Here is a 23,844-nt window from a genome sequence, read left to right as displayed (position 1 = left end):
ACCCCGAATGCGGAAGCTAGAAGTCGAAGCCCCCGAAATCGCCGCCGCCGAGATCGAAACCGCCACCCATATCACCCATGTCGCCGCCGGCATCGCCCATGTCTCCCATGTCGCCAGCATCGCCCATGTCTCCCATGTCGCCGGCGGCATCGCCCATGTCGCCAGCCTCAAACTCTTCGGCCGTTGGTGTGCCGGCCATGCCTGAGAACATCGCAGAGAACATCATCATCGACGACATGCTCCACATTCCGGTAAGCATCGCCGATGCCCACCACGGCTCGGAATACCAGCCAGCAGGAACAGGGCGACCCGCCACGTTGCCGCCCGGGTAGTAGTTCGGAGTTTCTGCCGAGGCGTATGGGGAAGCCGTGAGTGTGGTTCCGTTCTCCTGCTGGATCGTGCGGCGCTCGGTGACCTTGCCGGCGCGGCGTTGCCCTTCGAGCTCCGGAAGCTGCGGGCCAGGAGTCATGCCCATGATTTCGCGTGCTGCGTTGACATAGTGCATGCCTTCCAAGGCAGATTCACGCGCAAGTTGCGCCTGCTTCGCGGTGGAGGCGGTGGATAGTGCAGAGGCTGCTGCGTTGAATCGTTCGGAGGCGTCGGCCATCGCTTGGGTCGAGGCAGCGTCGCTACCGGAGATGTTCAGGACTTGGGATCCGAGGCGATCGACCCATCGCTGCGCGTCTGCTTTCGCGTCTTCAAATTGCACGGCATCGAGTTCAAGCTGCTTTTTCTGGTTGTTTCGCGAGCTGAGGAACCACACCGCGCCACCGGCAATGGCAAGGAGGATGAGTAGGGACATGTCTCTCTTCTTTTTGTTCGGGGACTATTACTCTGCTTAACGACGAAGCCCTCGTTTTAGTTCCGTTTTGTTAGTTTGAGGGAGTGTGCGCTAGACTCCTTTAACGCATCGTGAACATGATGTTTGCGGCATGGGAATGTCGTATAGTGGCTAATACCTCAGCCTTCCAAGCTGAAGACGCGGGTTCGATTCCCGTCATTCCCTCCAAATTTATACGCGGCGGCCCACCTGGGTCGCCGCGTTTTCGTCGTCAAGCGCAAAAGGCGAATTTGCTCGGGGCAAATTGCCCCTCTACGCCCTGATTCCGGGGCAAATTGCCCGGATCGAATTCCCCTTCTTGGGAGCCTTCAACGCACGCCTTCATCCAGTAAACATTAAACCCCAGCACTGTCGATGACCTGCGGTGATGGGGGCGAATTTGTTCCTAGGCATTCGTTGGGTAAAGTACTTCGAGTACCCAAGGTACGGGCCAGTAAAACGGCAAGTACGCAGTACGGACGGGGCGTGGCGCAGCTTGGTAGCGCATCTGCTTTGGGAGCAGAGGGTCGCAGGTTCAAATCCTGTCGCCCCGACAGTCCGAGAGGGCCAGTTTGTGAAATCAGACTGGCCCTCTCTTCGTATTTCCGTTCCCGCCGTGACGAAACTAGCGATGTGCTAATTGCACCCCAAATGTCGGGGCCTGGATTGTTGTTCGCTAGACTCATCCGAGTACGTTTTGAAACGCAATCGTGTTTGAAAGCGCACGGGGCGTGGCGCAGCTTGGTAGCGCATCTGCTTTGGGAGCAGAGGGTCGCAGGTTCAAATCCTGTCGCCCCGACGAAGATGGCCCACCGACGGATCAGTAAAATTCGGTGGGCTTTCTAAATCAACTTATTTATCCACCTATTAATCCAGGAGAGTTACTCGTGAAGACTTCCGTCGAGAAGCTCAGCGACACACGTGCGAAGCTGACCGTCAACGTTCCATTCGAGGAACTCGGTCCGGAAATTGACCAGGCTTACGCGACCATCGCTCAGCAAGTCACCATCCCAGGTTTCCGCAAGGGCAAGGCACCTCGCCAGCTCATCGACGCGCGCTTCGGTCGCGGCCCAATCCTGGAGCAGATCGTCAATGACATGCTGCCAACTCGCTACGAGGCAGCGTGCCAGGAGAACGACCTCAAGGTCATCGGCCAGCCACAGATCGACATCACCAAGATCGAGGACAACGAGTTCGTCGAGTTCACCGCCGAGGTCGACGTTCGCCCAGAGATCGAGGTTCCTGACTTCTCCAAGATCAAGGTCGAGGTCCCTGCAATCAAGGTCGACGAAGAGGCCATCGACGAAGAGCTGGATAAGCTCCGCGAGCGCTTCGGAGAGCTCAAGGACACCGCACGCAAGATGAAGACCGGCGACTTCGCCATCATCGACCTCGACGCAACCGTCGACGGCGAAAAGGTCGACGAAGCTTCCACCGAGGGCCTGTCCTACCAAATCGGCTCCGATGACCTGATCAAGGGCCTCGACACCGCCCTGCGCGGCATGAAGACCGGCGAAGACAACGAATTCACCGCCGAGATGCAGCACGGCGAGCACAAGGGCAAGGAAGCAACCATCAAGGTGCACGTCCAGCAGTCCAAGGAGCGCAAGCTACCTGAGCTTGACGACGACTTCGCGCAGCTGGCTTCCGAATTCGACACCGTCGAGGAACTCCGTGAGTCCACCAAGTCCCAGCTGGAAGAGTCCAAGAAGGCTCAGCAGGCTGCAGACATCCGCGACGAAGTTCTAAAGGCAGCTCTGGAGCAGTCCAAGTTTGCGCTTCCAGAATCCATCGTTGAGGAGCAGGCCCACAACCAGCTGCACCAGCTGCTCGGCCAAATGGCACACGACGAGAACGCGCTCGCCCAGCTGCTCGAGGCACAGGGCACCACCCGCGAGGAATTTGACAAGCAGACCCACGAGCAGGCTGAAGAGTCCGTTCGTACCCAGTTGTTCCTTGATGCAGTAGCTGAGCAGGAAAACCCTGATGTGTCCCAGCAAGAGCTGACCGACCACATCCTGTTCACCGCGCAGTCCTACGGCATGGATCCAAACCAGTTTGTTGCTCAGCTGCAGCAGTCCGGTCAGATCGCCAACCTGTTCGCTGACGTCCGTCGTGGCAAGGCGCTCGCAGCAGCGATCTCGCGCACCACCGTTACTGACGACGAGGGCAACTCCGTTGACCCAGACCAGTACTTCGGTGAGGAAGAGGAAGAAGCTACCGAAGCTACCGAGGCAGCAGAGGCTACTGAGGCAGCAGACAAGTAGTCGTCGTCAAGCCCGCCCCTCCAAGCATTTGTGCTGGTGATGGGCGGGTTTTTGTGTGAATACGCCAGTAGCGAACAGGCGGGACTTTCGGGTGTCGCCCAAGTAAAGTAGTGGCATTGAACGATTTAGATCCGAAAATCTACAAGGAGTTAATTACATGAGCACTGAGCCGATGATGACCTCTCCGGGCGCGGGCATGTCCCTGGGCGATTCTGTCTACGACCGCCTGCTGCGCGAGCGCATTATTTTCCTCGGCCAGCAGGTTGACGATGAAATCGCCAATAAGCTGTGCGCCCAAATCCTGCTGCTGTCGGCGGAGGATCCAACCCGCGACATTTCGCTGTACATTAACTCCCCAGGCGGCTCCGTGACCGCGGGCATGGCGATTTACGACACCATGAAGTACTCGCCGTGCGATATCCGCACCTACGGCATGGGCTTGGCGGCTTCCATGGGTCAGTTCCTGCTCTCCGGCGGCACCAAGGGCAAGCGCTACGCTCTACCACATGCGCGCATCATGATGCACCAGCCTTCCGCTGGCATCGGTGGTACCGCTGCCGATATCTCCATCCAGGCCGAGCAGTTCGCCGCCACCAAGCGCGAAATGGCTGAGCTGATTGCCGAGCACACCGGCCAGTCCTTTGAGCAGATCACCAAGGATTCCGACCGCGACCGCTGGTTCACCGCCCAGGAGGCCAAGGACTACGGCATCGTCGACCATGTCATCGAGCACGCCGACCGCCCGATTAGCAACTAGAACTTCATAGAGGAGATTTTCACATGACTTTCCAAATGCCTAACTCCCGCTACGTTCTGCCAAGCTTCATCGAGCAGTCCTCGTATGGAACCAAGGAAACCAACCCGTACTCCAAGCTGTTTGAAGAGCGCATCATCTTCCTGGGCACCCAGGTCGACGACACCTCCGCGAACGACATCATGGCGCAGCTCCTTGTTCTGGAGTCCCAGGACCCAGATCGCGACATCACCATGTACATCAATTCCCCAGGTGGCTCTTTTACCTCGCTGATGGCGATCTACGACACCATGCAGTACGTCCGCCCCGACGTCCAGACTGTCTGCCTAGGTCAGGCTGCCTCCGCCGCTGCCGTTCTGCTCGCCGCCGGTGCGCCGGGCAAGCGCGCAGCTCTGCCGAACTCCCGCATCCTGATCCACCAGCCAGCGACCCAGGGCACCCAGGGGCAGGTTTCCGACCTTGAGATCCAGGCCGCGGAGATCGAGCGTATGCGCCGCCTCATGGAAGAGACCCTGTCTCGCCACTCGGGCCGCACTGCCGAGCAGATCCGCATCGACACCGACCGCGACAAGATTCTCACCGCCGAGGAAGCAGTCGACTACGGCATCATCGATCAGGTATTCGACTACCGCAAGCTGAATTCATAGAGCAAGCTTCAAGGCCCCAGGGATTTGCCTCCCTGGGGCCTTTGGTTTTCGTTTGAGCGGACAATGGTTGCCGTTTGTTGGTGTTTCGCTGGGGTGCAGACCCGATAAGCGGTAGCGGTTGTGCGTTTTATTGCCGTACGACGACAGCGGGGTCGTCGGCAAGCGATGCCGGCGGCTGTGTGAGGCCGCAGTGTGGTTTTGCGGCGCCACCGGACAATGGTTGCCGTTTGTCGGTGTTTCGCTGGGGTGCAGACCCGATAAACGGTAGCGGTTGTGCGTTTTATTGCCGTACGACGACGGCTGGGTCGTCGGCAAGCGATGCCGGCGGCTGTGTGAGGCCGCAGTGTGGTTTTGCGGCGCCGCCGGACAATGGTTGCCGTTTGTCGGTGTTTCGCTGGGGTGCAGACCCGATAAACGGTAGCGGTTGTGCGTTTTATTGCCGTACGACGACGGCTGGGTCGTCGGCAAGCGATGCTTCCTTGATTTCGGTGTCTGGGGTGCGCAGACCGGCGAGCGCAAATGCGGTGAGAACGAAGACAGCGGCGGCCGACACGTACAGCGCCTGCGGAGTCCAACCGGCTTCAGCGAGGTAGCCGATGATCAGCGGGCCGAGGACAGCGCCAATGCGTCCCACTGCCAGTGCGGTGCCGACGCCGGTGGCGCGCAGTCGCGATGGGTACGCGGCTGGGGTGATGGTGTACATGCCGGTGACGCAGCCGTTGAGCAGCATGCCGACCAAGACACCGAGGGTGAACATGACACCTGGCAGGGAAGTGGAGTAGATGAATCCGACGAGGGCACCTGCGCCGAGGATCGAGAATGTGATCAGGAGGTTGCGGGCAGGGATCTTGGTAGTCAGAGCGCCGAAGATGAGGGATCCGATGGTGCCGCCAAAGGAGATCATGATGCCGCCGATGATGCCTTGTTGGGCAGACAGGCCGGACTCGGAGAGCAGCTTCGGGGTCCACGAGTTGGCAAATGCGAATCCGAAGTTGACAAAGCAGAAGGCGATCCAGAGGCGGAGGGTGACAGGCCAAAAGCGGTCGGAAACCAGCTCGCGGATCGGGGTTTTGTCAGCTACGATGACGGGGTTGAGTTCTACATCGGCGCCATGACCGATGCGGCGGGAGACACGGCGGACGGAGTCGAGGTCGCGGCGGTTGGATAGGTAATCCACGGATTCAGGCAGGATTACCAATGTCAGGAGCAGGCCGATCGCAGAAAGGATCGCGCCGGTGAAGAAGATCCACTCCCAGCCGATGGTCGGGATGAAGCGTGCGGCCAAAGCGCCGCAGATGCTGGCTCCGATGCCGTAGCCGGAGGCGTAGATCGCCATGGCGAGGCCGCGGTATTTGCGATTGGAGTATTCGGAGGTCACCACGGTGATGCAGGCGAGGATACCGCCGACACCGATGCCGGTGACCACGCGCCAGAAGAGGAGGGTTGGGAAGGCCGTCGCCAAGCCGGTCATCGTAAGCCCGACGATGTCGATAATGACGGCGATCAAGATCAGGCGCCGGCGGCCGAATCTATCGGCGGCCGGGCCGAGGAACAGTGCGCCAATACCAACGCCAATCAGCGCGGACGAGAGTAGCCAGCCAAGGGCGGATGGGCCGATGCCGAACTGATCGGAGATAGCATTGGCAGAGTACGCCATAGCGACCAGATCGAAGCCGTCGAGGGCATTGAGAAAGGTGACCAGTGCGACGATGAGCCACTGGTACCCGGTCATCGGGGAAGAATCAATGCGTGAACGAATATCCATGCGGAAAAAGTCCTTTTGCGTGTGCGGAAGTGGGAAATACGCGCGAACAAGTCAGGCGAGGCTTCCGTTCGGCGCAAGGGCTCTCGGCTTCACGGAGTATTCAATTTTCTGTGGTTGAAATTTAGCGCACTGCCACCGGGAGGTACCCATTAATATTCACAAAGCCACGAGCTCGGGCACAGTTGAGTGGTTTTAGGGTAATAGTGGGAGGAGCTGCAATGTACCTACTACTACTTCAATGAGGATTTGAAATGCTGTTTCTTGCACGTATGGACGTGAACTTCCCAGACGACATGGACCCAGAGGTCATGGCGGATTTCCAAGCGAAGGAAAAGGCATACTCCGGCGATCTGCAGGAGCGTGGCATCATGAAGGCGATCTGGCGCGTAGTGGGAGAGTACGCCAACTACTCCGTTTACGATTGCAACGATCACGATGAGTTGCACTCGATCTTCCAGGGCTTCCCGATGTTTAAGTACATGGATGTCAAGGTCACACCGTTGTCTAAGCACCCAAACGCACTGCGCTACTACCTGCTGGAGGACTAGAGTTCCGTCAGCGCTCGCGCTAGCTCGGAGCGGTTGCGGATCGCTAGTTTCTGATACACCCGGGTCAGGTGGTACTCCACCGTCTTAGCAGACAGGAACAGCTCCGCAGCCGCTTCTTTGTTGGTCGCGCCTTGCGCAACCAGGGTGGCGATCTCCATCTCCTGTGGCGTGAGCATGCCTTTTTCTTTGCCACGCGTGCCTAGGCCACTGGCTCGGCGCTCGCGGTTGCAGCGCTCCACCAGGAAGTCCGCCCCCATCATCGCGAACTGTTCGCCAGCGCGGGCGAAGCAGTCGTCGGCAAGCCTGCGTTTGCCTAGACGACGAAGCGCCTGGCCGTATTCGAAGAAAATGCGCGAAGAGTACAGCGGTAGATTCAACGGCTCGATCATCTCGACTGCCTCGTCGAAGAGTTTGACGCCACGATCCACATCACCCCGTGCTAAGAGCAGCCGTCCGTGTGTCATGTGCAGCTTTGCTTTGCTTGATACAACTGGAGAATCGCGGCAGCGTTCGTAGCCTTTGGAGATTTCCTCTTCGGCTTCGTCGAGACGGCCTGCGTGGACGAGCGCATTGCCCCACAGATCGCGCCACGGCCAGAACCCCGGCTGGCCGGTATCGGTTTCTTTGTCCAGTTTGCTCAGGTATTGGCCCACGCGTAGCGCCGAGGAGAAATCCGACTTAGACATCGCCAGGTGCAGGCGCGCCATCGCTGAGGGGATTTGTTGGATGGGGAAGACATCGTTGCTCAAGGTGAGACGGCTGGAGTACATCCGGGTGAGTTCGTTGTCGCCGCGGAGGTTCGCCGCGATGCAGGACGTCCATAATAGAAGCGGTTCGAGAAACTGAATTCCAAAGCGTTCGGCGCGTGCGAGGCCGCGCTCGACGCTGGCGGTTGCCTGATCAAGATCGCCCAGCAGCAGGTGGGTGCGCGCCAACCATGCGTCCATCCAAGTAGCGATGCGTTCCGAGCCCTCGCCAGTGCTTACCGACGTCAAATGTTGCAGCGCACTGGTCGCGTCGTCATGCACTAGCGAGATCCAGCCCTTGGCCATGTGACGGCGCTGCGCCATGATTGGTGTCTCCCACGGCAGTGCCGAGCCTTCAGGCATCGTGCCGCCCACGGCCGCCTTGCCGATCAGCGAGACGTAGTAGGCCTCTTGATACGCCGGGGAGCTTTGTGATGCCCATGAGCCGACGGTGTGCGCCCAGCCCAGTAGCTTTTCCGGCTGCCATTCGCACAGCGAGAGCAAAACCTGCTGGCTTGCGACTCCGGCGCGCAATTCATGATCGTCTATGGAGCGGGCCTCCATGGTGCTCCATGAACGCTCCATGAGGGTCTTCGCCTCGTAGCGCCGTCCTTCGTGCAGAGCGAGGTATCCGCGGATACTGTCAATCTGTGGATCAGCGCCCTGCGTGCGCAGCTGCAACGTGTACTGGTGAGCGCGCGGAATATCCGAATCGGCGATAAGGGATTCGATCGCCTTGAGCTCGGTATGAGAGACCATGCGGGAATCCTGCGCGGTACGAGCAGCCAATCGAAACAGCTTGAAAGCCTGGCGATAGTTGCCGTCGGCGCTTACCTCACGAGCTCGGCGAATCAGCTGCGTTGCCAGCGAGTCTGAGGTCCCAGGCAGTGCGTAGGCTTCGTGGATCAGCGCCCCAGTTTCATTTGCTTGGCGACGATACCACGCGGCGGCTCGACGGTGGATGTCACGCTTGTGCGCTGGGGGAGTAGATGCACGCATCACCGCCAAGTCCGTGGGGTTGGTAAAGATAACAACGCGTTTGCTGCCTTCCGGAACAGCCTGGATGAGCCCAGAGGTAAATGCGGCCGAGATGTGCGCGGAATTAGTTACGAGTTCTTGGAGGACTTCTAAATCCGAACACTGGCTCACAACTTGAAGTACCTCGCCCAGTTCGAGATCACGGGTGCGCTTTTCAAAGGCCACCCGCCAGTGCGCGGGGAGTGGCAGGTAGGGCTGGTTACTTCGCCAATGATCCTCCGGAGCGGCATCCAAAATATCTTTGACCAGCGTCAGATGTCCGCCTGTGACCTCCAAGACGCGGTGTGCTACATCGGGGGTGAGGTGCACCCCGCGATACTTCAGACTCAGCGCCGAAATATCCTCGATACCCAGCGGAGGCAGCGTCACCGAGAGATCCGCCAACGGCGCATACGCTTCCAGGGCAGGGGTCGAGGTCGTCGCCAGCAAGAGCACAAAGCGACCCTTGCGGGTACTCCGGGCTAGCTCGACGAGCTCATGCAGCGAGGATTCGTCGGCCCATTGCGCATTATCGACGATTACAACGTGCGCGGAGGTGTCGTCGTCAAGCGTGTCAAAGCTTCCGACCTCTTTTTCGATGTCAGTGCGCACCCAACCTTGAACCTGCGTCCGCCACGGCATCGTTTGCGCGCGCACGATGGTAAAACCGCGGATGGATCGAATGACTTTGTCCAGCAATCCGGCAACTCCCGGGCCAGACACGATGACGATCGTGCCCGATCCGGGAGGCGTGTCGACGATGCGCTCGATGACACGTTGCGTCTCGGCAACTGCGCTATAGACCATGTGGCTACGCTACCAAGTGCGTTTAGCCCTGATCTCCACCGGCGACCGGAAGGACGCTGCCGGTGATATAGCTTGCTTCCCTCGACGCGAGGAAGACGATCGGGGCGGCCTGCTCGTCGAGGGTCCCGTAACGCTTGAACAGGCTTGAGTCGATGGTCTGGTCGACGATTGCCTGGTACCACTGCTTTTCCTGCTCGCCTTCGGGGCCCGGGCCGCGCTTGACCTTGCGCTCAGGAGCCAACGTGCCGCCTGGTGCAGTGGCGACGACACGCACGTTCTTCTCGGCGGCCTCGAGTGCAAGCGCTGAGGTCAGAGCATTGACACCACCTTTCGAAGCGGCGTAGGGCACGCGGTTGACCCCACGCGTTGCTACGGAAGACACGTTGACGATGGTGCCGCCCTCGGCGTCGATCAAGCGGGGGAGCTCAGCGCGTACCGACCACAGAGTGGTGAAAAGCGAGCGCGTCACTTCCTTTTCGATCTCTTCCGGCGCGTAGTGCTCGAATGGCTTGGCCCAGATGGTGCCACCGACCACGTTGATGGCAACGTCGATGCGTCCGAACTTGTCTTCGCATGCCTGCGCCATGGCTTCTGCACCCTCGAAAGTTTCAAGGTCGGCGGTGGCCCAGCCGATGTCGGCGCCGGAGCGCTGCGCGATTTCGTCAGCAACTTCGCCCACCAACTCGGCACGGTCAACGAGGAAGAGTTTGCCGCCTTCGAACGCGATTCGGTTGGCCACCGCTAGGCCGATGCCTTGCGCCGCCCCGGTGATAAGGACCACCTGGTCAGCAAATCGATTGGGGGTAAAGAGTTCGGGGGCGCCGTCGATGCCCTGGCCAGTTGGCATTTCTCCGATGGCCATTAGTTGCTCTCCTCGATCGCGCGGTGCACGGTCTCGATGGCGCTGCGGTGGTGGCGCTCAATGACCTCTCGGACCTGGGCGAAGTCCTTTGCTTCCAGGGCGTCGACAAAATCGTAGTGGTCTTGGACCACACCAGGCGCTACGAAACTGGAGTCACCCAGCTGGGTGTGCATAACCTCGACGACGTCGAGCACGTTGTAGGCCTGCTTCATGGCATCGTTACCCGAGCGGTCGAAGAGGTAGTTGTGGAACTTTTCGTTCGCGTCGGTGTAGGCGGTTGCGTTAACAAAGCGCTCGTTGCCCACGTGCTGTGCACATTCGTCAGCGAGTTTGCGCAGCGCGGCGTAGTCTTCGTCGTCAAGCAGCTCGATCATCAAGGTGACGACACCGAGTTCGAGCGCCATGAGCGCATTGAACTGCGCTGCGGAGTCGGTCTTGGCGGTGAGGACGTGGCCGGTTTCGACGCCGCCAGCCTCGTCGGAGGTGACGGTCTTGGACACGCCGTCTTCGACGACGCTGACGGTGGTGGTTTCTTGACCCGTCTCGGCAACCTCTGCATCGGCCGATGCTGCTTCGGAATCCGGGGTGATGCTTGGGGTGAACTTCTCGTAGTAGAAGTTGGTTGGCGGGTTGTCCAACCCGTTGAGGAACTTGCGCACAGCCTCGACCATTGGAGGAGGGCCACACAGGTAGATGTCGGATTCGCCGTCGTGCAAGTGCTCGTCGGTCATATGGTCGGTGACGTAGCCCTTGCGCTCGTGCTCCTCGTCTTCGGCAGAAACAACGGAGAACCAGTCGAAGTCCTTGATGCGCTCCTTGTAGCTGTTTAGGCGGTCAACCTCGACGATGTCGTGGTTGAAAGTAGCGCCGTAGATGAGTCGGACCGGCTGATCCATGTCTGGGGTTTCAGCGAGCTTCTCCAGGATCGCGAGGATCGGTGCAAGACCGGTACCGCCTGCGAGCAGGGTGATAGGTGCAAGTGGCTCACGCAGGAAGAACGAGCCCATTGGCCCGGTCAGGTTCAGACGGTCGCCGACCTTGGCTTCTTCGGTGAGGTAGTGAGTCATCTTGCCACCCGGGGTGTACTTCACCAGGAAGGTCACGATGTCTTCGCTTGGGCCGGAGCTGAAAGAGTAAGAACGGTGGAAGTCAGAGTTTGGTGGCGCCACGTTCATGTACTGACCCGGCAGGTAGTGCAGCTGGTCGCGCTCTTCGAGCTTCACAGCAAAGCGCACTGTGGACTCGGAAAGACGGTCGAGCTCGGTGATATGGCCGATGAGGGTAGCAGCGCCTGTTTTTGCTGCAGCGGAGGTAGTTGCGATCTGAACCACCATGTCGGCAATCGGGTAGGTCTGGCAGCAAAGGATGTAGCCCTCGTCTGCTTCGTCCTCCGTCATGGCGTCGTCAATGTATTCGCCTTCTTCATACTCGCCGGATTCGCAGAAGGCCTTGCATGTGCCACAAGCGCCGTCCCGACAATCAAATGGGATATTGATTCGTGCCTTGTAGGCAGCGTCAGTAATAGTCTGATCTTCTTCGATCGTAATGAAGCGGGTAACACCGTCTTCAAAAGAGAGGGCAACTTGTGGTTCAGCCATGAGGGGACTCCTTCTACCGGCACGCGGGAAAGGCGCGGGCGGGGATGATTTAAGAATTAAAAGAAATAGGAGGGTGCCCGGGATGAGCCGGGCACCCGAGGCGACTACAGCATGTAGACATCCACCACGTGGTGGATGTAGTCGTTCTTCAACACGACCTTCTTCTTCGCAATCTGTGGCTTCTCACCAGAAAAATCAATGGTGAGCCAGGTGGTACCGAAGTAGTGGTCGGTGGTGTTGTAGCGGAAGTAGTAGGAAATCCAGTTGTAGCGGACATCGACTTCCTGTCCACGACGCTCCAGGATTTCCAGGTTGGTCAGGTTATGGCCCGTACGTGGGTCCGGGATCGAGGTCGCGGAGGAACGCTCGGTGCGGATACGGAAAATGCGGTCTTCCATACCAGCGCGGGTTGGGTAGTAAATCAGCGAGATCTCGGTCTGAGGATCCTGGGTCAGCTGCTCATCGACATCCCAGGCCGGCATCCAGTACTCAGCGTCTGGGCGGTAGCACTCTAGCCACTCTTCAAACTGGCGGTCGTCGAGAAGGCGGTTTTCGTAGTACAGGAAGTCGAGGATCTGATCGCGGGTGATTTCGGACATGGTGCAAAGCTCCTTGAAATTTCAGAATGAAGTGGTTGGGAATTACTGCTTGCGCTTACGACGAACACGACGGCCGCCGGACGCGGCTTCTGCGGTACCGGAGCTCTGCGATTCAGCCTTCTTTGCAGCGCGTTCCTTTGCCCACTCCACAGTTGCCTTGGATGCACGCTCGTCGTCACGCACAAACTTCGAGGTCTGGCCAGCAAGGTCTGCATCTTCCTGGTCCACTGCCTTCTCCATGACCTCTTCCCAGTAGGCGTGCTGGATTGGGTAGAGTCCCTCGTCCTCAGTGCGGGTGCCGGAACTTAGAACTTCGTTCATACCGAGCTTCTTTGCCAACTCATTAGGTCCCTCAACCTGATGGCCCAGGCCGCGCGTCATGTCATTCCAAGGGAAGGAGGTTGCCATGTAGGTCTTCTGGCAGGAGCGGAACTCTTCGAGGTCATCCGGGGTAGCCATGCCGGTTGCATTGAAGAAGTCCTCGTACTGACGGATGCGCTGCGCGCGGTTTTCAGCAGATTCGCCCTTTGGTGCGATGCAGTAAATGGTGACTTCGGTCTTGTCTACCGAGACCGGCTCCCAACGACGGATTTGGGTGCCAAACTGGTCCATGAGGTACAGGTTCGGGTAGAGGCACAGGTTGCGGGACGCGCTGACCATGAACTTGCCGCGCTCTTCGCCGTGCAGTTCCTTAAGCTCCTCCAAGCGATCGAATACTGGGCGGTCTTCTGGGTTTGCCCACTCAGACCAGAGAAGAAGGTGGCCGTAAGGGTAGGAGAAGTAGCCGCCACCCTGTTCGCCCCACTTACCGGCGTCCATCGCTTTGGTGTCGTTGGCGGACTCGCCGGTCGAGCGGCGTGAAGTGGTTGCTGCGTAGTTCCAGTGCACGGAGGAGACGTGGTAACCGTCGGCGCCGTTTTCTGCCTGCAGCTTCCAGTTGCCGTCGTAGGTGTAGGTGGACGCGCCCTTGAGAACCTCGAGGCCCTCTGGGGACTGGTCTACTAGCATGTCGATGATTGCGCGGGTGTCGCCGAGGAACTCATCCAGTGGCACGACGTCGTCGTTAAGCGAGCCGAAGAGGAAACCACGGTAGGACTCGAACTTTGGAACGCGACGTAGGTTGTGGGAGCCGTCGGTGTTGAAGTTCTCCGGGTATGCGCCGTTCTTTTCGTCCTTCGCCTTCAATAGCGCACCATCGTTGGAGAACGTCCAGCCGTGGAACGGGCAGGTCAAGGTGGTGCGGTTGTCTACCTTTTTGCGACAGAGCATCGCGCCGCGGTGTGAACAAGAGTTGATCAGGCAGTTGAGCTCGCCATCCTTGGAGCGGGTGATCACGACTGGCTGGCGACCGATGTTCGTAGTGAAGTAGTCGCCAACATTTGGGATCTGGGAGTCGTGAGCAAGGAAGATCCAGTTACCTTCGAAGATGTATTTCATCTCCAGATCGAAAAGCTCTTCATCGGTGAAAATCTCGCGGTGAAGGCGCACAACTCCTTCTTCCGGGCGATTGTCCAGGGCACGGGACAAGATTTCGCGAACATCGGCTGTATGGGATGTCATAGGTGCTCTTCCTTTACTTTTTGCGCTTTAGTAGCAGTTGGATGGAAAACTGGATGGAGTTACTCGAAAAGGTTTGGGTTAAGTACCTAAACCGGCCGTGTGGCTAGCGTTTTCGATCCGCCCACATATCAAGTCAACTTGAGTGGTGCGATAAGTCGATTGTGCCTAATAATGACCTGTATCACATTCGGGTAATCCCTAGGCTTGGGTAGGGGGTGCGGTTTTCAGTGGTTATTTCCGCAGGCAGTGGAGGGTGGGGTAAGGGATCTGTCAATTCTTGGTGCGGTACCCCCGGAAAATTGGGCATATCCCTAGCCTTGGATAGGGGCTTGTTTGTTCGCCCTGTGAACGACCCGTGCGCTAGCTGCACGGTTCCGGGCAGGGAGCGGTTTTCGGAGTGTAGGGACCCATTCCGGTGAGTTACCCCCTATTGCATACCCAACGTGCTTTGGGCCACACTTTGACTACGCCGTCAGCCCAGATCGTGAAGCGGGGCAGGCGAGTAAAAACCCCATCCCCACATAAGAGGAGAACAGTATGTCTTTCCAGAACCTTGCAGCAGAACAGGGTGACCCAAGCGCAAAGGGCTCCGGTAACGCAGCGACTGACAAGTTCAAGAACGAGGCTGTCAAGTCTGACACCAGCACCGAGCGCGCGGGTGCAATCTACACCGATCTGCTTGCTGCTATTGGTGAGGTAGCTCGCAAGCACGAGGTAACTTACGACGAGTACCGCGTGCTGAAGAACTGGATGATCCAGGTTGGCGAGTACGGCGAGTGGCCACTGTGGCTCGACGTCTTCGTTGAGCACGAGATCGAGCAGATCAACTACAACCGCATGGGCTACACCGGCACCAAGGGCTCTATCGAGGGTCCTTACTACGTTGAGAACGCACCAGAGCTGCCTTGGAAGACCGAGATGCCAATGCGCGACAAGGATCGCGAAGCAACTCCACTGATCTTCAAGGGCCAAGTCGCCGACGTTGACGGCAACGGACTTGGTGGCGCAACCGTTGAGCTGTGGCATGCCGACGAAGACGGCTACTACTCCCAGTTCGCACCAGGCATCCCAGAGTGGAACCTGCGCGGCACCATCCGCACCAACGAGAACGGCGAGTACGAGATCAAGACTCTGCAGCCTGCTCCGTACCAGATCCCAACCGACGGCCCAACCGGCTGGTTCATTGCTTCCTACGGTGGCCACCCATGGCGCCCAGCTCACCTGCACCTGCGCGTGAAGCACCCAGGCTACCGCGAGATCACCACCCAGCTCTACTTCCAGGGCGGCGAGTGGACCGAGAACGATGTCGCAACCGCTGTGAAGCCTGAGCTCATCCTGGACCCACAGGCAGACGCTGAAGGCCAGAACGTAGTCGAGTACGGCTTCAAGCTGGACAAGGAAGACTAATCTGGGTTCTTAACCGAACACACCAACAAGCCCCCGCATCCCATACGGTGTATGCGGGGGCTTGAAGTGCTAGCAAGGAGAAAAGAATGTCTGATCTAACGATTGCTCAAGTAAACACGTCACTGCTCGATGTTCCACTCATTCGTCCGCACGGGTTTGCAACCTACACGGCCACCGCCCAGCCGATTCTTCTTGTCGAGGTAGTGCTCGACGGTGGTGTTAAGGGCTACGGCGAAGGTGTCGTTCCAGGCGGCCCGTGGTGGGGTGGCGAGTCCGCAGAAACCATGAAGGTGATCATCGATGGACACCTTGCGCCGATTATGAAGGGCCGTGAGGTTAACGAGCTGGTCAAGATTCTCGATGACTTCGAAGGTTCTGTAGCCAATATGCGCTTTGCCAAGGCTGCGGTGGACGTTGCGATGCATGACGCGTGGGCTCGTGCATTGGGAATCCAAGTGCGCGACCTTTTGGGCGGTCGCTTCCGCGATGACATCGATGTGACGTGGGCGCTCGGGGTTCTGCCACTGGATCAAGCGGTTGCAGAAATCGAGGAGCGCATCGAAAGCCACGGACACAAGTCCTTCAAGCTAAAGATGGGCTCCGGCGACCCCGATGTAGACACCAAGCGCATTGCGGAGCTTTCCGACGCTCTCAACGGCAAGGTGGGGCTGCGCATCGATGTCAATGCGCGTTGGGATCGCATCACCGCGCTGCGCTTCCTGCCACGCCTTGCCGAAGCGGGAGTCGAGCTCTTCGAACAGCCAACCCCCGCTCACGACATCGACACTCTGCGCGAGATTACTACGCGTATCGGCGTTCCGGTCATGGCGGATGAGTCAGTCTGCTCCCCAGCAGACGCTCTGGCTGTGGCGAAGGCGCAAGCCGCCGATGTGATCGCGCTGAAGACCACCAAGTTGGGTGGTCTCCAAGAGTCGAAGAAGACTGCAGCTATCGCCGAGGCCGCTGGTCTTGCCTGCCACGGTGCTACTTCTCTAGAAGGGCCTTTCGGTACCGCGGCGTCGTTGCACTTTGCGTGTGCTACTCCGGCTATCACCTTTGGCTCCGAGCTCTTTGGTCCGATGCTACTTAAGGAGTCCTACACCACCGAGGATTTGGTCTATGAAGATGGCGTTGTTCGCCTCCCTGAAGGACCAGGTCTTGGTCTAGAGCCCGACTGGGACAAGGTCAAGGCGTTCGCACGCGACTAACGCGAGGCATGCGGAAGAAGGCCGGCTGGGGTATGTGCCCCAGCCGGCCTTGGTGTTTCCAGCAGCTACTTGGACTGCTCTTTTCGGTCGAGCAAGAAACCAACGATGACGCCAGAGACCAAACCCCAGAAGGGCGATGTTAGTCCGAGGAACGTTACCTCTGTAATGGTGACTAGAAAGCACACCAGCGCACCGGTGGAAAACGGGCCCGCAAAGCCAGCAACAAAGGCATTGCGCAGGGGCACCAGCATAGCCAGTCCAGCCAACGCTGAGATGAACGACGTTGGCATCGCAAGCATGAAACCCACGAACACAGGCGCGACAAGGCCCACGGCGATCGCGCTCCAGCCGTTAGCAATGGCGGAAGCATAATGGCGGGAGTGATCTTTGCTGGATACGATCAGAGCGTTCGTGGGGCCAGTAAGACAGGTAGGAGCACACCCGATCAGCCCGACCGGAATCGTCCAGAGCCCGGAAACTGCGGCAGAGAGATTCACTCCCTGATTGTGGCCCGCCGCCGCAAGAACCGCGACACCTTGGCCGTTCTGGACGAATACGACCGTGATGGCCAGTGGAATGACAAGTTCAACCATTGCCGCCCACGAGAATTCCGGGCTAACAAAATGAGGCTGCGCGATGATGCCGTTCTCGGTGATATCGCCCGCGAACTGTCCAGAAACGATTGCGATCAGGGTGCCGAGAATCGCGGCCGTGGCGACAGGCGGAACCCATCGAGCAATCACCGGGATCATGGTAAGGGCAATAAATACCACGGTCATGGGAAGTGCGATAACGGGGTCGTCGATAAGCGATTGGATCAGGTCAACACCAAACCGTAAGAACACGCCAGCGACCATGGCCATCACGATGGTCGCTGGGATCAAACTCATAATGCGACCGATCAGACCCGTCCAACCGAGGAAAAAGACAAGTAGACCGGTAGCCATGTATGCACCCACGACCTCGTTGAGGGATAAGTGGGTGAGTGCATCACCGACGAGAACTGTGCCCGGGATTGTCCAGTAATACGCCATAGGCGAGCGGTAGAAGTAGCTCGTGATAAGCGTGACAAAGCCGTTTCCCAAAAGCGCACCCATCACCCAGGAAGAAGTCTGCTCCGGGGAAAGATTGCCTGCTGCAGCCGCGGCGAGAATGACGGCGACGGGGCCGGATGCGGAAAAGATCAGGGCGACGAGCGCGTTTCCGATCTCTTGCGGGCCCATATCGCGGATAATTTCGCCGGGTGTTGGTCGCTTATGCCGTGGGCGCTCGATAGCCCCCCAGAGCGAGTTGTTCATCAAAATCTCCCAGGTTGAGGTCTATACCGTTCTACGCACGATACCTTAAAAGGATGTGGTGTGGGACACATTAGCGCCCGATAAAGTATCGGTGCTAGGGATCGTGGCGGTTTAGACGGTCAGAGCAGCGTCCCACACGAATCTAATCAACGCAGGAAATCGCGCAGCGCCCGAGTGAACTCCTCGGGCGCCTCAAGGGTTGGAACATGGGCACCCGGTACGACAACAGATTGCTTCGGTCCGCTGATACCTTCGGCGATTGCGGCGACAGTTGCAGGCGGCGTGGATTCGTCCAGCTCGCCGGCGATGGTCAACACAGGGCAAGTGATGGCGCTTAACTCGTCTCGGAAATCCCACTTTGCCAGTGCATCGGAGCACTGGGCGTAGCCGTCGCCGGAGACGGAAAGCACCATGTCTTTGGCCGCTTGCTCGACCTCAGGGTGCGAGTCGCGGAAATCCTCTGTGAGCCACAGGGACACAACCGCATCGACCATCGGTGCCATGCCTTCTGCGCGGGTGAGCTCGGCGCGTGGCTCCCACTTTTCCGGACCACCGAAATAAGCGGCGGTGCAGGCGAATACGGCCTTGGTTACACGCGGCGAATGTGCTGCCAGATACTGGGCGACGGCACCGCCCAAGGACAGCCCTACGACGGCAAAGTCTTCAACGCCAGCGTCACTGAGAGCAGACAAAATGTCCTCGCTGAACATTGCAATGGAAGCTTCGCCTTCGGCGACATCGGCCAGCGGAGAACCACCATGGCCACGGTGGTCAACGGCAATCACGCGGTAGTCCGCTGCCAAAGCGTCCAGCTGTGGTGCCCACATCTCGGTGGTAGAAGCGATCGAGCCGACGAAAACTACCACCTTGTCGTTGGTCTCTTCGCCTTTTTGTACCAAGTTTAAGTTTGTCATTAGTTCTCTTCCTTCTCGATCACTGCTGCAAGGCCCTGGCCGCCACCGATGCACATGGTGACCAGTGCGCGCTTTGCATCAGTGCGTGCCATGTAGTGGGAAGCGGTCACCATCATGCGTGCGCCAGTAGCGCCGACTGGGTGGCCTAGTGAGATGCCGGAGCCGGAAGGATTCAGGCGCTCGTCGTCAGGCGAAATGCCCCATTCGTTCAGGCAGGCGAGGGCTTGGGCAGCGAAAGCCTCGTTGAGCTCGATGAGGTCGATATCGTCAAAGCTTAGGTCAAGACGATCGAATAGTTTCTTCGTCGCGGCGACTGGGCCGATGCCCATTGTCTCTGGCGCAACGCCTGCAACTGCCCAGCCGCGGAAGAGGGCAGCAGGGGTGAGACCAAGTTCTTCTGCCTTCGCGCGGGTGGTCACAATCATGGCCGCAGCGCCATCGTTCTGGCCCGAGGCGTTGCCTGCGGTCACGGTTGCTTCCTGGTCCTGGCGTCCCATGACTGGGCGGAGCTTGGACAGCGACTCCATCGTGGTATCCGGGCGAATGTGTTCGTCGGTGTCAACGATAATTGGGTCACCTTTGCGCTGAGGAACCTCTACTGGAACGATCTCTGCGCTAAAGAAGCCCGCATCGGTTGCTGCCGCTGCGCGCTTGTGCGAGTTGTAGGAGAGCTCATCCTGAGCATCACGCGGGATATTGTATTCGCGTCGGAGGTTTTCAGCGGTCTCGATCATGCCGCCAGGGATTGGGTGATTCTTGCCGCCCGCCTTCTCGCGTCCTTCCGCGAGACGATCGTGCAGCACCATGTCGCCACCCTTTTTGCCCCAGCGAATGTCGGCATCAACGGTGTATTCCGTGCGAGACATCGATTCTGCACCACCGGCGATGATGAGTTCGGCGGCACCAGAAGCGATGTGAGCAGCAGCAGTAGCAATCGCCTGAAGGCCAGAACCGCATCGGCGGTCCAGCTGCATGCCCGGGACAGTTTGGCCAAGGCCCGCATCGAGAGCAACCACGCGGCCGAGTGCAGGGGCGGCGCCGTTTGGTGAGGCCTGGCCAAGAATCAGATCGTCAACGTCTTCGGCGCGCAGGCCGGAGTCTTGCATTACGGCTTTGACAACCGTAGAAGCGAGGTCTTGGACGGACACCGTTGTAAAGGCGCCTCCGTAACGTCCGACCGGGGTGCGCTTCGGATGGCAGATAACGATATCTGTTGGCTGGTTCATGATGTCCTTTCTAAGACTGATGGGTCGTTGCGATGTCGTTGGAGATTGCTCGACAGGTGGCTAAGAGTTCGGGCAGGAAGGTGTCAAATAGTTCGTCTTGCTCGTGGACCGCGGCCTGTGTGGAGATGTTCACAGCCGCGACGACTTCGTTGTCGCCATTGAATACCGGTGCTGCAAGTGACCGAAGTCCAGGTTCCAGCTCTTGGTCCACGACAGCCCAGCCGTCTTTGCGGATTTGCTCAAAGACCGCACGGAGCTCAACTTCGTCGACAATTGTGCGCGGGGTGAGCGCTTTACGACGAGACGTGGCGAAGTACTCATCCAGCTCTGCCGGTGGCAAATAGGCCAATAGCACTCGGCCCATCGAAGCCGCATGGGCCGGAAAGCGGGTGCCGATCGTGATGTTGACCGTCATGATTTTGCGTACCGGGACTCGTCCTACGTAGACCACATCGTGGCCATCGAGGAGAGACAGGGAGCAGGATTCGTCGATAGTGCGCGAAAGCTTTTCTAGGTGCGGTTGGGCAATCGCGGGAAGGCCCAAGCTGGACATGTAGGCGTAGCCCAGCTCGAGGACTGAAGGTGTAAGCCAGAATTCAGAGCCGTCTGTGTCTGCGTAGCCCTCTGCGACCAGCGTGTGAAGGAATCGTCGCGCCGTAGCACGCGCAAGCCCGGTGGCTTCGGCGACTTGCGCCAAAGTCTGTCGGGGGTGCTGTCTATCAAAGGTGCGAATGACTGCCAAGCCTCGACTCAGTGATTGGACGTGAGGAGATGTCGTCACTAGTAGCGCTCCTTCGTTAGTGCTGGGGTTAGAAGCTAGCGTTGTCCACACTACCCGACGGGGTTCGCATTGTGAACCCTTGTGCATGTATCGCACACACCTGTATAGTGTTTTCCATGCTTGATAAAACTGTTGCCACCGTCGATGCAGCCGTGGCCGACATTCCCAATGGCGTGTCCATCGCCGTTGGCGGATTTGGTCTGGTTGGCATCCCCGCTCGATTGATTGATGCTCTGCGCGCACAAGGCGCAAGTGAGCTCACCATTATTTCCAACAACCTTGGCACCGATGGCTTCGGCCTAGGACTCCTGCTGGAGGACAAAAAGATTGTCCGGTCCATCGGGTCTTATATCGGTTCCAACAAGGAGTACGCGCGCCAGTATCTCTCTGGCGAACTTGCGGTGGAATTCACCCCGCAGGGCACCCTTGCGGAGCGCATGCGCGCAGGTGGCGCAGGCATCCCGGCGTTCTACACCAAGGCTGGCGTAGGCACTCAGCTGGCAGAGGGGGGAATCCCCACCCGATACAACTCCGACGGCACCATCGCCGAATACTCCAAGCCAAAGGAAACTCGCGAGTTTAACGGCGAGGTCTATGTCATGGAAGAGGGCATCCGCGCTGATTACGCCCTAGTCCACGCCAACAAGGGCGACCGCTACGGAAACCTGGTCTTCTCTAAGACCGCACAGAACTTCAACCCAGACGCAGCAAAATGCGGCAAGGTCACCATCGCGCAGGTCGAGGAGCTTGTCGACGAAATCCCGGCCGACGAGATCGAACTGCCAGGCATCTATGTGGACAAGGTCGTTGAGGTTGGCCCACAGGAAACAGGAATCGAAAACCGGACGGTGAGCAAGTAATGACCTGGACACGTGAAGAAATGGCAGCTCGTACTGCCCAAGAACTAGAGAACGGACAGTACGTCAACCTGGGGATCGGCATGCCGACCCTCATTCCCGGCTTCCTGCCGGAAGATCTTGAGGTTGTACTGCACTCCGAGAACGGAATCCTCGGCGTTGGAGCGTACCCGAAGGATGATGAGGTTGATCCTGAACTGATTAACGCTGGTAAAGAGACGATTACCGTCGCGCCGGGTGGCTCGTTCTTCTCCTCGTCGGAATCTTTCGGCATGATCCGCTCTCGCGCAATCGACGTTGCAGTGTTGGGCGCCATGGAAGTGTCCCAGTTCGGAGACCTGGCCAACTGGATGATTCCAGGAAAAATGGTCAAGGGCATGGGTGGCGCGATGGACCTAGTTCACGGCGCGAAAAAGATCATCCTGATGATGGACCACGTGACGAAAAAGGGTGCTTCCAAGGTTCTTACCGAGTGCAAGCTTCCGCTCACCGGTGCCAAGTGTGTTGACCTCATCGTGACCAACTACGCAGTTTTCGAGGTGGATTCTAAGAAGGGCCTAACTCTTGTCGAAGTTGCCTCCGGTGAAACCGTTGATTCCGTGCGTGAGGTCACCGAGGCTCCTTTTACTGTGGCCGACTCGGTCGCGTAATACCTGCTTAGTTTGACTTACCCGTTACACTCGAAAGGACCTAGGTCGCACAGGCGATTGCAATGGTCGTTTAAGTAGGCGGTTGAGATAGTTTTCCACCGTCACAGGGATGATTAACGTACCCTGAAGCTGAAGGCGACCTATTCCGTGCACAATCGCCCGAGAGAGTAAAGCGAGAGTCAATCCACACATGGCAGTTACGCAAGATAGCTCAGACCTGCTCAAGTGCTCCTTCTGTGGAAAGAGCCAAAAGCAGGTAAAGAAGCTGATCGCCGGCGGCGGCGTGTACATCTGCGATGAATGCATCGAACTATGCAACGAGATCATCGAAGAGGAGCTTCACGGCGCAGCCGAGGCTGAGCGCACTGAAGGCAACCGTCTCCCACGCCCTTCGGAAATCTCCTCTTTCTTGGACCAGTACGTCATCGGCCAGGATGCTGCGAAGCGTACTCTTTCCGTAGCGGTATACAACCACTACAAGCGCATCCGCGTGGAAGAATCCAAGAGCACCCGCTCCAAGCGGGAAGAACAAGTTGAGATTGCAAAATCCAACATCTTGCTGCTTGGCCCTACCGGTTCAGGAAAAACCTACTTGGCGCAAACCCTAGCGCGCATGCTCGATGTGCCTTTCGCTATCGCCGACGCGACAAGCTTGACTGAAGCTGGCTACGTGGGTGAGGACGTAGAAAACATCCTGCTTAAGCTCTTGCAAGCCTCCGACTACGATGTCCCGCGCGCACAGCGCGGCATCATTTACGTCGACGAGGTGGACAAGATTTCGCGCAAATCTGAAAACCCATCCATCACTCGTGATGTGTCTGGCGAGGGCGTACAGCAGGCGCTGCTGAAGATCTTGGAGGGTACCGTAGCTTCTGTTCCTCCACAGGGCGGACGCAAGCACCCGAACCAAGAGTTCATCCAGTTTGATACTTCCAACGTTCTTTTCATCGTCGCCGGTGCCTTCGCAGGCCTGGAAAAGGTCGTCGCCGAGCGAGTGGGCAAGAAGGGGATCGGATTCGGAGCCGAAATCGAAACTGCTGACGAGCGCGAAAAGCAAAACATTTTGGCACAAGTGCAGCCGGAGGACCTAGTCAAGTTTGGCTTGATTCCGGAATTCATTGGCCGACTTCCAATCGTTGCCACCGTGGACAACTTGGATCGAGAGTCCCTAATCAAGGTGCTCACCGAACCCAAGAACTCCCTGGTTAAGCAGTACGAGCACCTGTTTGCCATGGACAATGCCCAGCTCACCTTCACCGACGAGGCGCTTGGACAGATCGCTGATAAGGCCGCCGAACGAGGCACAGGTGCGCGTGGTCTGAGGGCGATCATGGAGGAAGTGCTGGTTCCAATTATGTATGCTCTCCCAGACCGCGACGATGTCGACGAGGTCGTCATCTCAGATGCGGTAGTCCGCGGCGAAGCCGAGCCCGAGTACGTGCTTATCGACGAAAAGAAGAGCGCGTAATACTCGCATAGCCAGAGAAAACGATAGCCCGGCGCACGAAAGTGC

At 58.3% G+C, this 23,844-nt stretch carries 20 protein-coding genes and 3 tRNA genes; 12 read left to right on the top strand and 11 right to left on the bottom strand.

Going from position 1 to position 23,844, the window contains the following annotated elements; genetic code table 11:
- Window positions 1-16: 16 nt before the first annotated feature.
- Window positions 17-802, bottom strand: a complete 786-nt coding sequence (locus QP027_RS08715) for a DUF1542 domain-containing protein (protein ID WP_284824110.1) — start codon at window positions 800-802, stop codon at window positions 17-19.
- 132 nt (window positions 803-934) lie between these two features.
- On the opposite strand from QP027_RS08715, the gene QP027_RS08710 reads away from it, so the two are divergent.
- From QP027_RS08710 to QP027_RS08685, 6 genes are all read left to right on the top strand, one after another.
- Window positions 935-1,009, top strand: a tRNA-Gly gene (locus tag QP027_RS08710).
- A 291-nt stretch (window positions 1,010-1,300) separates the two neighbouring features.
- Window positions 1,301-1,374, top strand: a tRNA-Pro gene (locus QP027_RS08705).
- A gap of 171 nt (window positions 1,375-1,545) precedes the next feature.
- Window positions 1,546-1,619: transfer RNA gene (locus QP027_RS08700), tRNA-Pro, on the top strand.
- Window positions 1,620-1,707: 88 nt separating this feature from the next.
- On the top strand, window positions 1,708-3,087 hold the full coding sequence (gene tig, locus QP027_RS08695) for a trigger factor (protein WP_284824108.1): 1,380 nt from the start codon (window positions 1,708-1,710) through the stop codon (window positions 3,085-3,087).
- A gap of 157 nt (window positions 3,088-3,244) precedes the next feature.
- Window positions 3,245-3,844 carry an ATP-dependent Clp protease proteolytic subunit gene (locus QP027_RS08690; RefSeq protein WP_284824106.1) on the top strand — a complete coding sequence of 200 codons (600 nt, stop codon included), beginning with the start codon at window positions 3,245-3,247 and terminating at the stop codon, window positions 3,842-3,844.
- Window positions 3,845-3,867: 23 nt separating this feature from the next.
- Window positions 3,868-4,488 (top strand): ATP-dependent Clp protease proteolytic subunit, encoded by a 621-nt coding sequence (locus QP027_RS08685; protein ID WP_284824104.1) that lies wholly within the window; start codon window positions 3,868-3,870, stop codon window positions 4,486-4,488.
- 433 nt (window positions 4,489-4,921) lie between these two features.
- On the opposite strand, the gene QP027_RS08680 is transcribed toward QP027_RS08685, so the two are convergent.
- Window positions 4,922-6,253 carry an MFS transporter gene (locus tag QP027_RS08680; protein ID WP_284824103.1) on the bottom strand — a complete coding sequence of 444 codons (1,332 nt, stop codon included), beginning with the start codon at window positions 6,251-6,253 and terminating at the stop codon, window positions 4,922-4,924.
- 251 nt (window positions 6,254-6,504) lie between these two features.
- On the opposite strand from QP027_RS08680, the gene catC reads away from it, so the two are divergent.
- Window positions 6,505-6,801, top strand: a complete 297-nt coding sequence (catC, locus tag QP027_RS08675; RefSeq protein ID WP_284824101.1) for a muconolactone Delta-isomerase — start codon at window positions 6,505-6,507, stop codon at window positions 6,799-6,801.
- On the opposite strand, the gene QP027_RS08670 is transcribed toward catC, so the two are convergent.
- From QP027_RS08670 to benA, 5 genes are all read right to left on the bottom strand, one after another.
- Window positions 6,798-9,371 carry a helix-turn-helix transcriptional regulator gene (locus tag QP027_RS08670; protein ID WP_284824099.1) on the bottom strand — a complete coding sequence of 858 codons (2,574 nt, stop codon included), beginning with the start codon at window positions 9,369-9,371 and terminating at the stop codon, window positions 6,798-6,800. The two genes, catC and QP027_RS08670, sit on opposite strands and share 4 nt — an antisense overlap.
- 22 nt (window positions 9,372-9,393) lie before the next feature.
- On the bottom strand, window positions 9,394-10,233 hold the full coding sequence (locus QP027_RS08665; protein WP_432418587.1) for a 1,6-dihydroxycyclohexa-2,4-diene-1-carboxylate dehydrogenase: 840 nt from the start codon (window positions 10,231-10,233) through the stop codon (window positions 9,394-9,396).
- The gene (gene benC, locus QP027_RS08660) at window positions 10,233-11,831 is read right to left on the bottom strand and encodes a benzoate 1,2-dioxygenase electron transfer component BenC (RefSeq protein WP_284824097.1); all 1,599 of its coding nucleotides are present in this window, start codon (window positions 11,829-11,831) and stop codon (window positions 10,233-10,235) included. The genes QP027_RS08665 and benC overlap by 1 nt, the downstream gene beginning before the upstream one ends.
- Before the next feature lie 104 nt (window positions 11,832-11,935).
- On the bottom strand, window positions 11,936-12,430 hold the full coding sequence (benB, locus tag QP027_RS08655) for a benzoate 1,2-dioxygenase small subunit (protein ID WP_284824096.1): 495 nt from the start codon (window positions 12,428-12,430) through the stop codon (window positions 11,936-11,938).
- A gap of 42 nt (window positions 12,431-12,472) precedes the next feature.
- Window positions 12,473-13,990, bottom strand: a complete 1,518-nt coding sequence (benA, locus tag QP027_RS08650; protein ID WP_284824095.1) for a benzoate 1,2-dioxygenase large subunit — start codon at window positions 13,988-13,990, stop codon at window positions 12,473-12,475.
- A 537-nt stretch (window positions 13,991-14,527) separates the two neighbouring features.
- Here benA and catA point away from each other — a divergent pair.
- Window positions 14,528-15,397, top strand: a complete 870-nt coding sequence (catA, locus tag QP027_RS08645) for a catechol 1,2-dioxygenase (protein ID WP_284824093.1) — start codon at window positions 14,528-14,530, stop codon at window positions 15,395-15,397.
- A gap of 86 nt (window positions 15,398-15,483) precedes the next feature.
- Window positions 15,484-16,605 carry a muconate/chloromuconate family cycloisomerase gene (locus tag QP027_RS08640; RefSeq protein WP_284824091.1) on the top strand — a complete coding sequence of 374 codons (1,122 nt, stop codon included), beginning with the start codon at window positions 15,484-15,486 and terminating at the stop codon, window positions 16,603-16,605.
- 65 nt (window positions 16,606-16,670) lie between these two features.
- Here QP027_RS08640 and QP027_RS08635 read toward each other — a convergent pair whose 3' ends face one another.
- From QP027_RS08635 to QP027_RS08620, 4 genes are all read right to left on the bottom strand, one after another.
- On the bottom strand, window positions 16,671-17,903 hold the full coding sequence (locus tag QP027_RS08635) for a benzoate/H(+) symporter BenE family transporter (RefSeq protein WP_284824089.1): 1,233 nt from the start codon (window positions 17,901-17,903) through the stop codon (window positions 16,671-16,673).
- 146 nt (window positions 17,904-18,049) lie between these two features.
- Window positions 18,050-18,817 (bottom strand): 3-oxoadipate enol-lactonase, encoded by a 768-nt coding sequence (pcaD, locus tag QP027_RS08630; RefSeq protein ID WP_284824088.1) that lies wholly within the window; start codon window positions 18,815-18,817, stop codon window positions 18,050-18,052.
- Window positions 18,817-20,043 carry an acetyl-CoA C-acetyltransferase gene (locus QP027_RS08625; RefSeq protein WP_284824086.1) on the bottom strand — a complete coding sequence of 409 codons (1,227 nt, stop codon included), beginning with the start codon at window positions 20,041-20,043 and terminating at the stop codon, window positions 18,817-18,819. The genes pcaD and QP027_RS08625 overlap by 1 nt, the downstream gene beginning before the upstream one ends.
- Window positions 20,044-20,053: 10 nt before the next feature.
- A complete protein-coding gene (locus QP027_RS08620) occupies window positions 20,054-20,824 on the bottom strand; it encodes an IclR family transcriptional regulator (RefSeq protein WP_284824084.1) in 771 nt (256 codons plus the stop codon).
- A 116-nt stretch (window positions 20,825-20,940) separates the two neighbouring features.
- Between QP027_RS08620 and QP027_RS08615 the strand changes: the two genes are divergently transcribed.
- From QP027_RS08615 to clpX, 3 genes are all read left to right on the top strand, one after another.
- Window positions 20,941-21,684: a CoA transferase subunit A gene (locus QP027_RS08615; protein WP_284824082.1), complete on the top strand. Its 744-nt coding sequence runs from the start codon at window positions 20,941-20,943 to the stop codon at window positions 21,682-21,684.
- Window positions 21,684-22,331, top strand: a complete 648-nt coding sequence (locus QP027_RS08610; RefSeq protein WP_284824080.1) for a 3-oxoacid CoA-transferase subunit B — start codon at window positions 21,684-21,686, stop codon at window positions 22,329-22,331. Before QP027_RS08615 ends, QP027_RS08610 begins: the two co-directional genes overlap by 1 nt.
- Window positions 22,332-22,521: 190 nt before the next feature.
- Complete coding sequence (clpX, locus tag QP027_RS08605; RefSeq protein WP_284824078.1) at window positions 22,522-23,799, top strand: ATP-dependent Clp protease ATP-binding subunit ClpX; 1,278 nt, start codon at window positions 22,522-22,524, stop codon at window positions 23,797-23,799.
- Window positions 23,800-23,844 lie beyond the last annotated feature (45 nt).

This window comes from Corynebacterium breve, from assembly GCF_030252165.1.
GTDB classification, from domain to species: domain Bacteria; phylum Actinomycetota; class Actinomycetes; order Mycobacteriales; family Mycobacteriaceae; genus Corynebacterium; species Corynebacterium breve.
The sequence above is the reverse complement of the archived record's forward strand: the minus strand, read 5'-3'. Positions and strand labels throughout refer to the sequence as shown.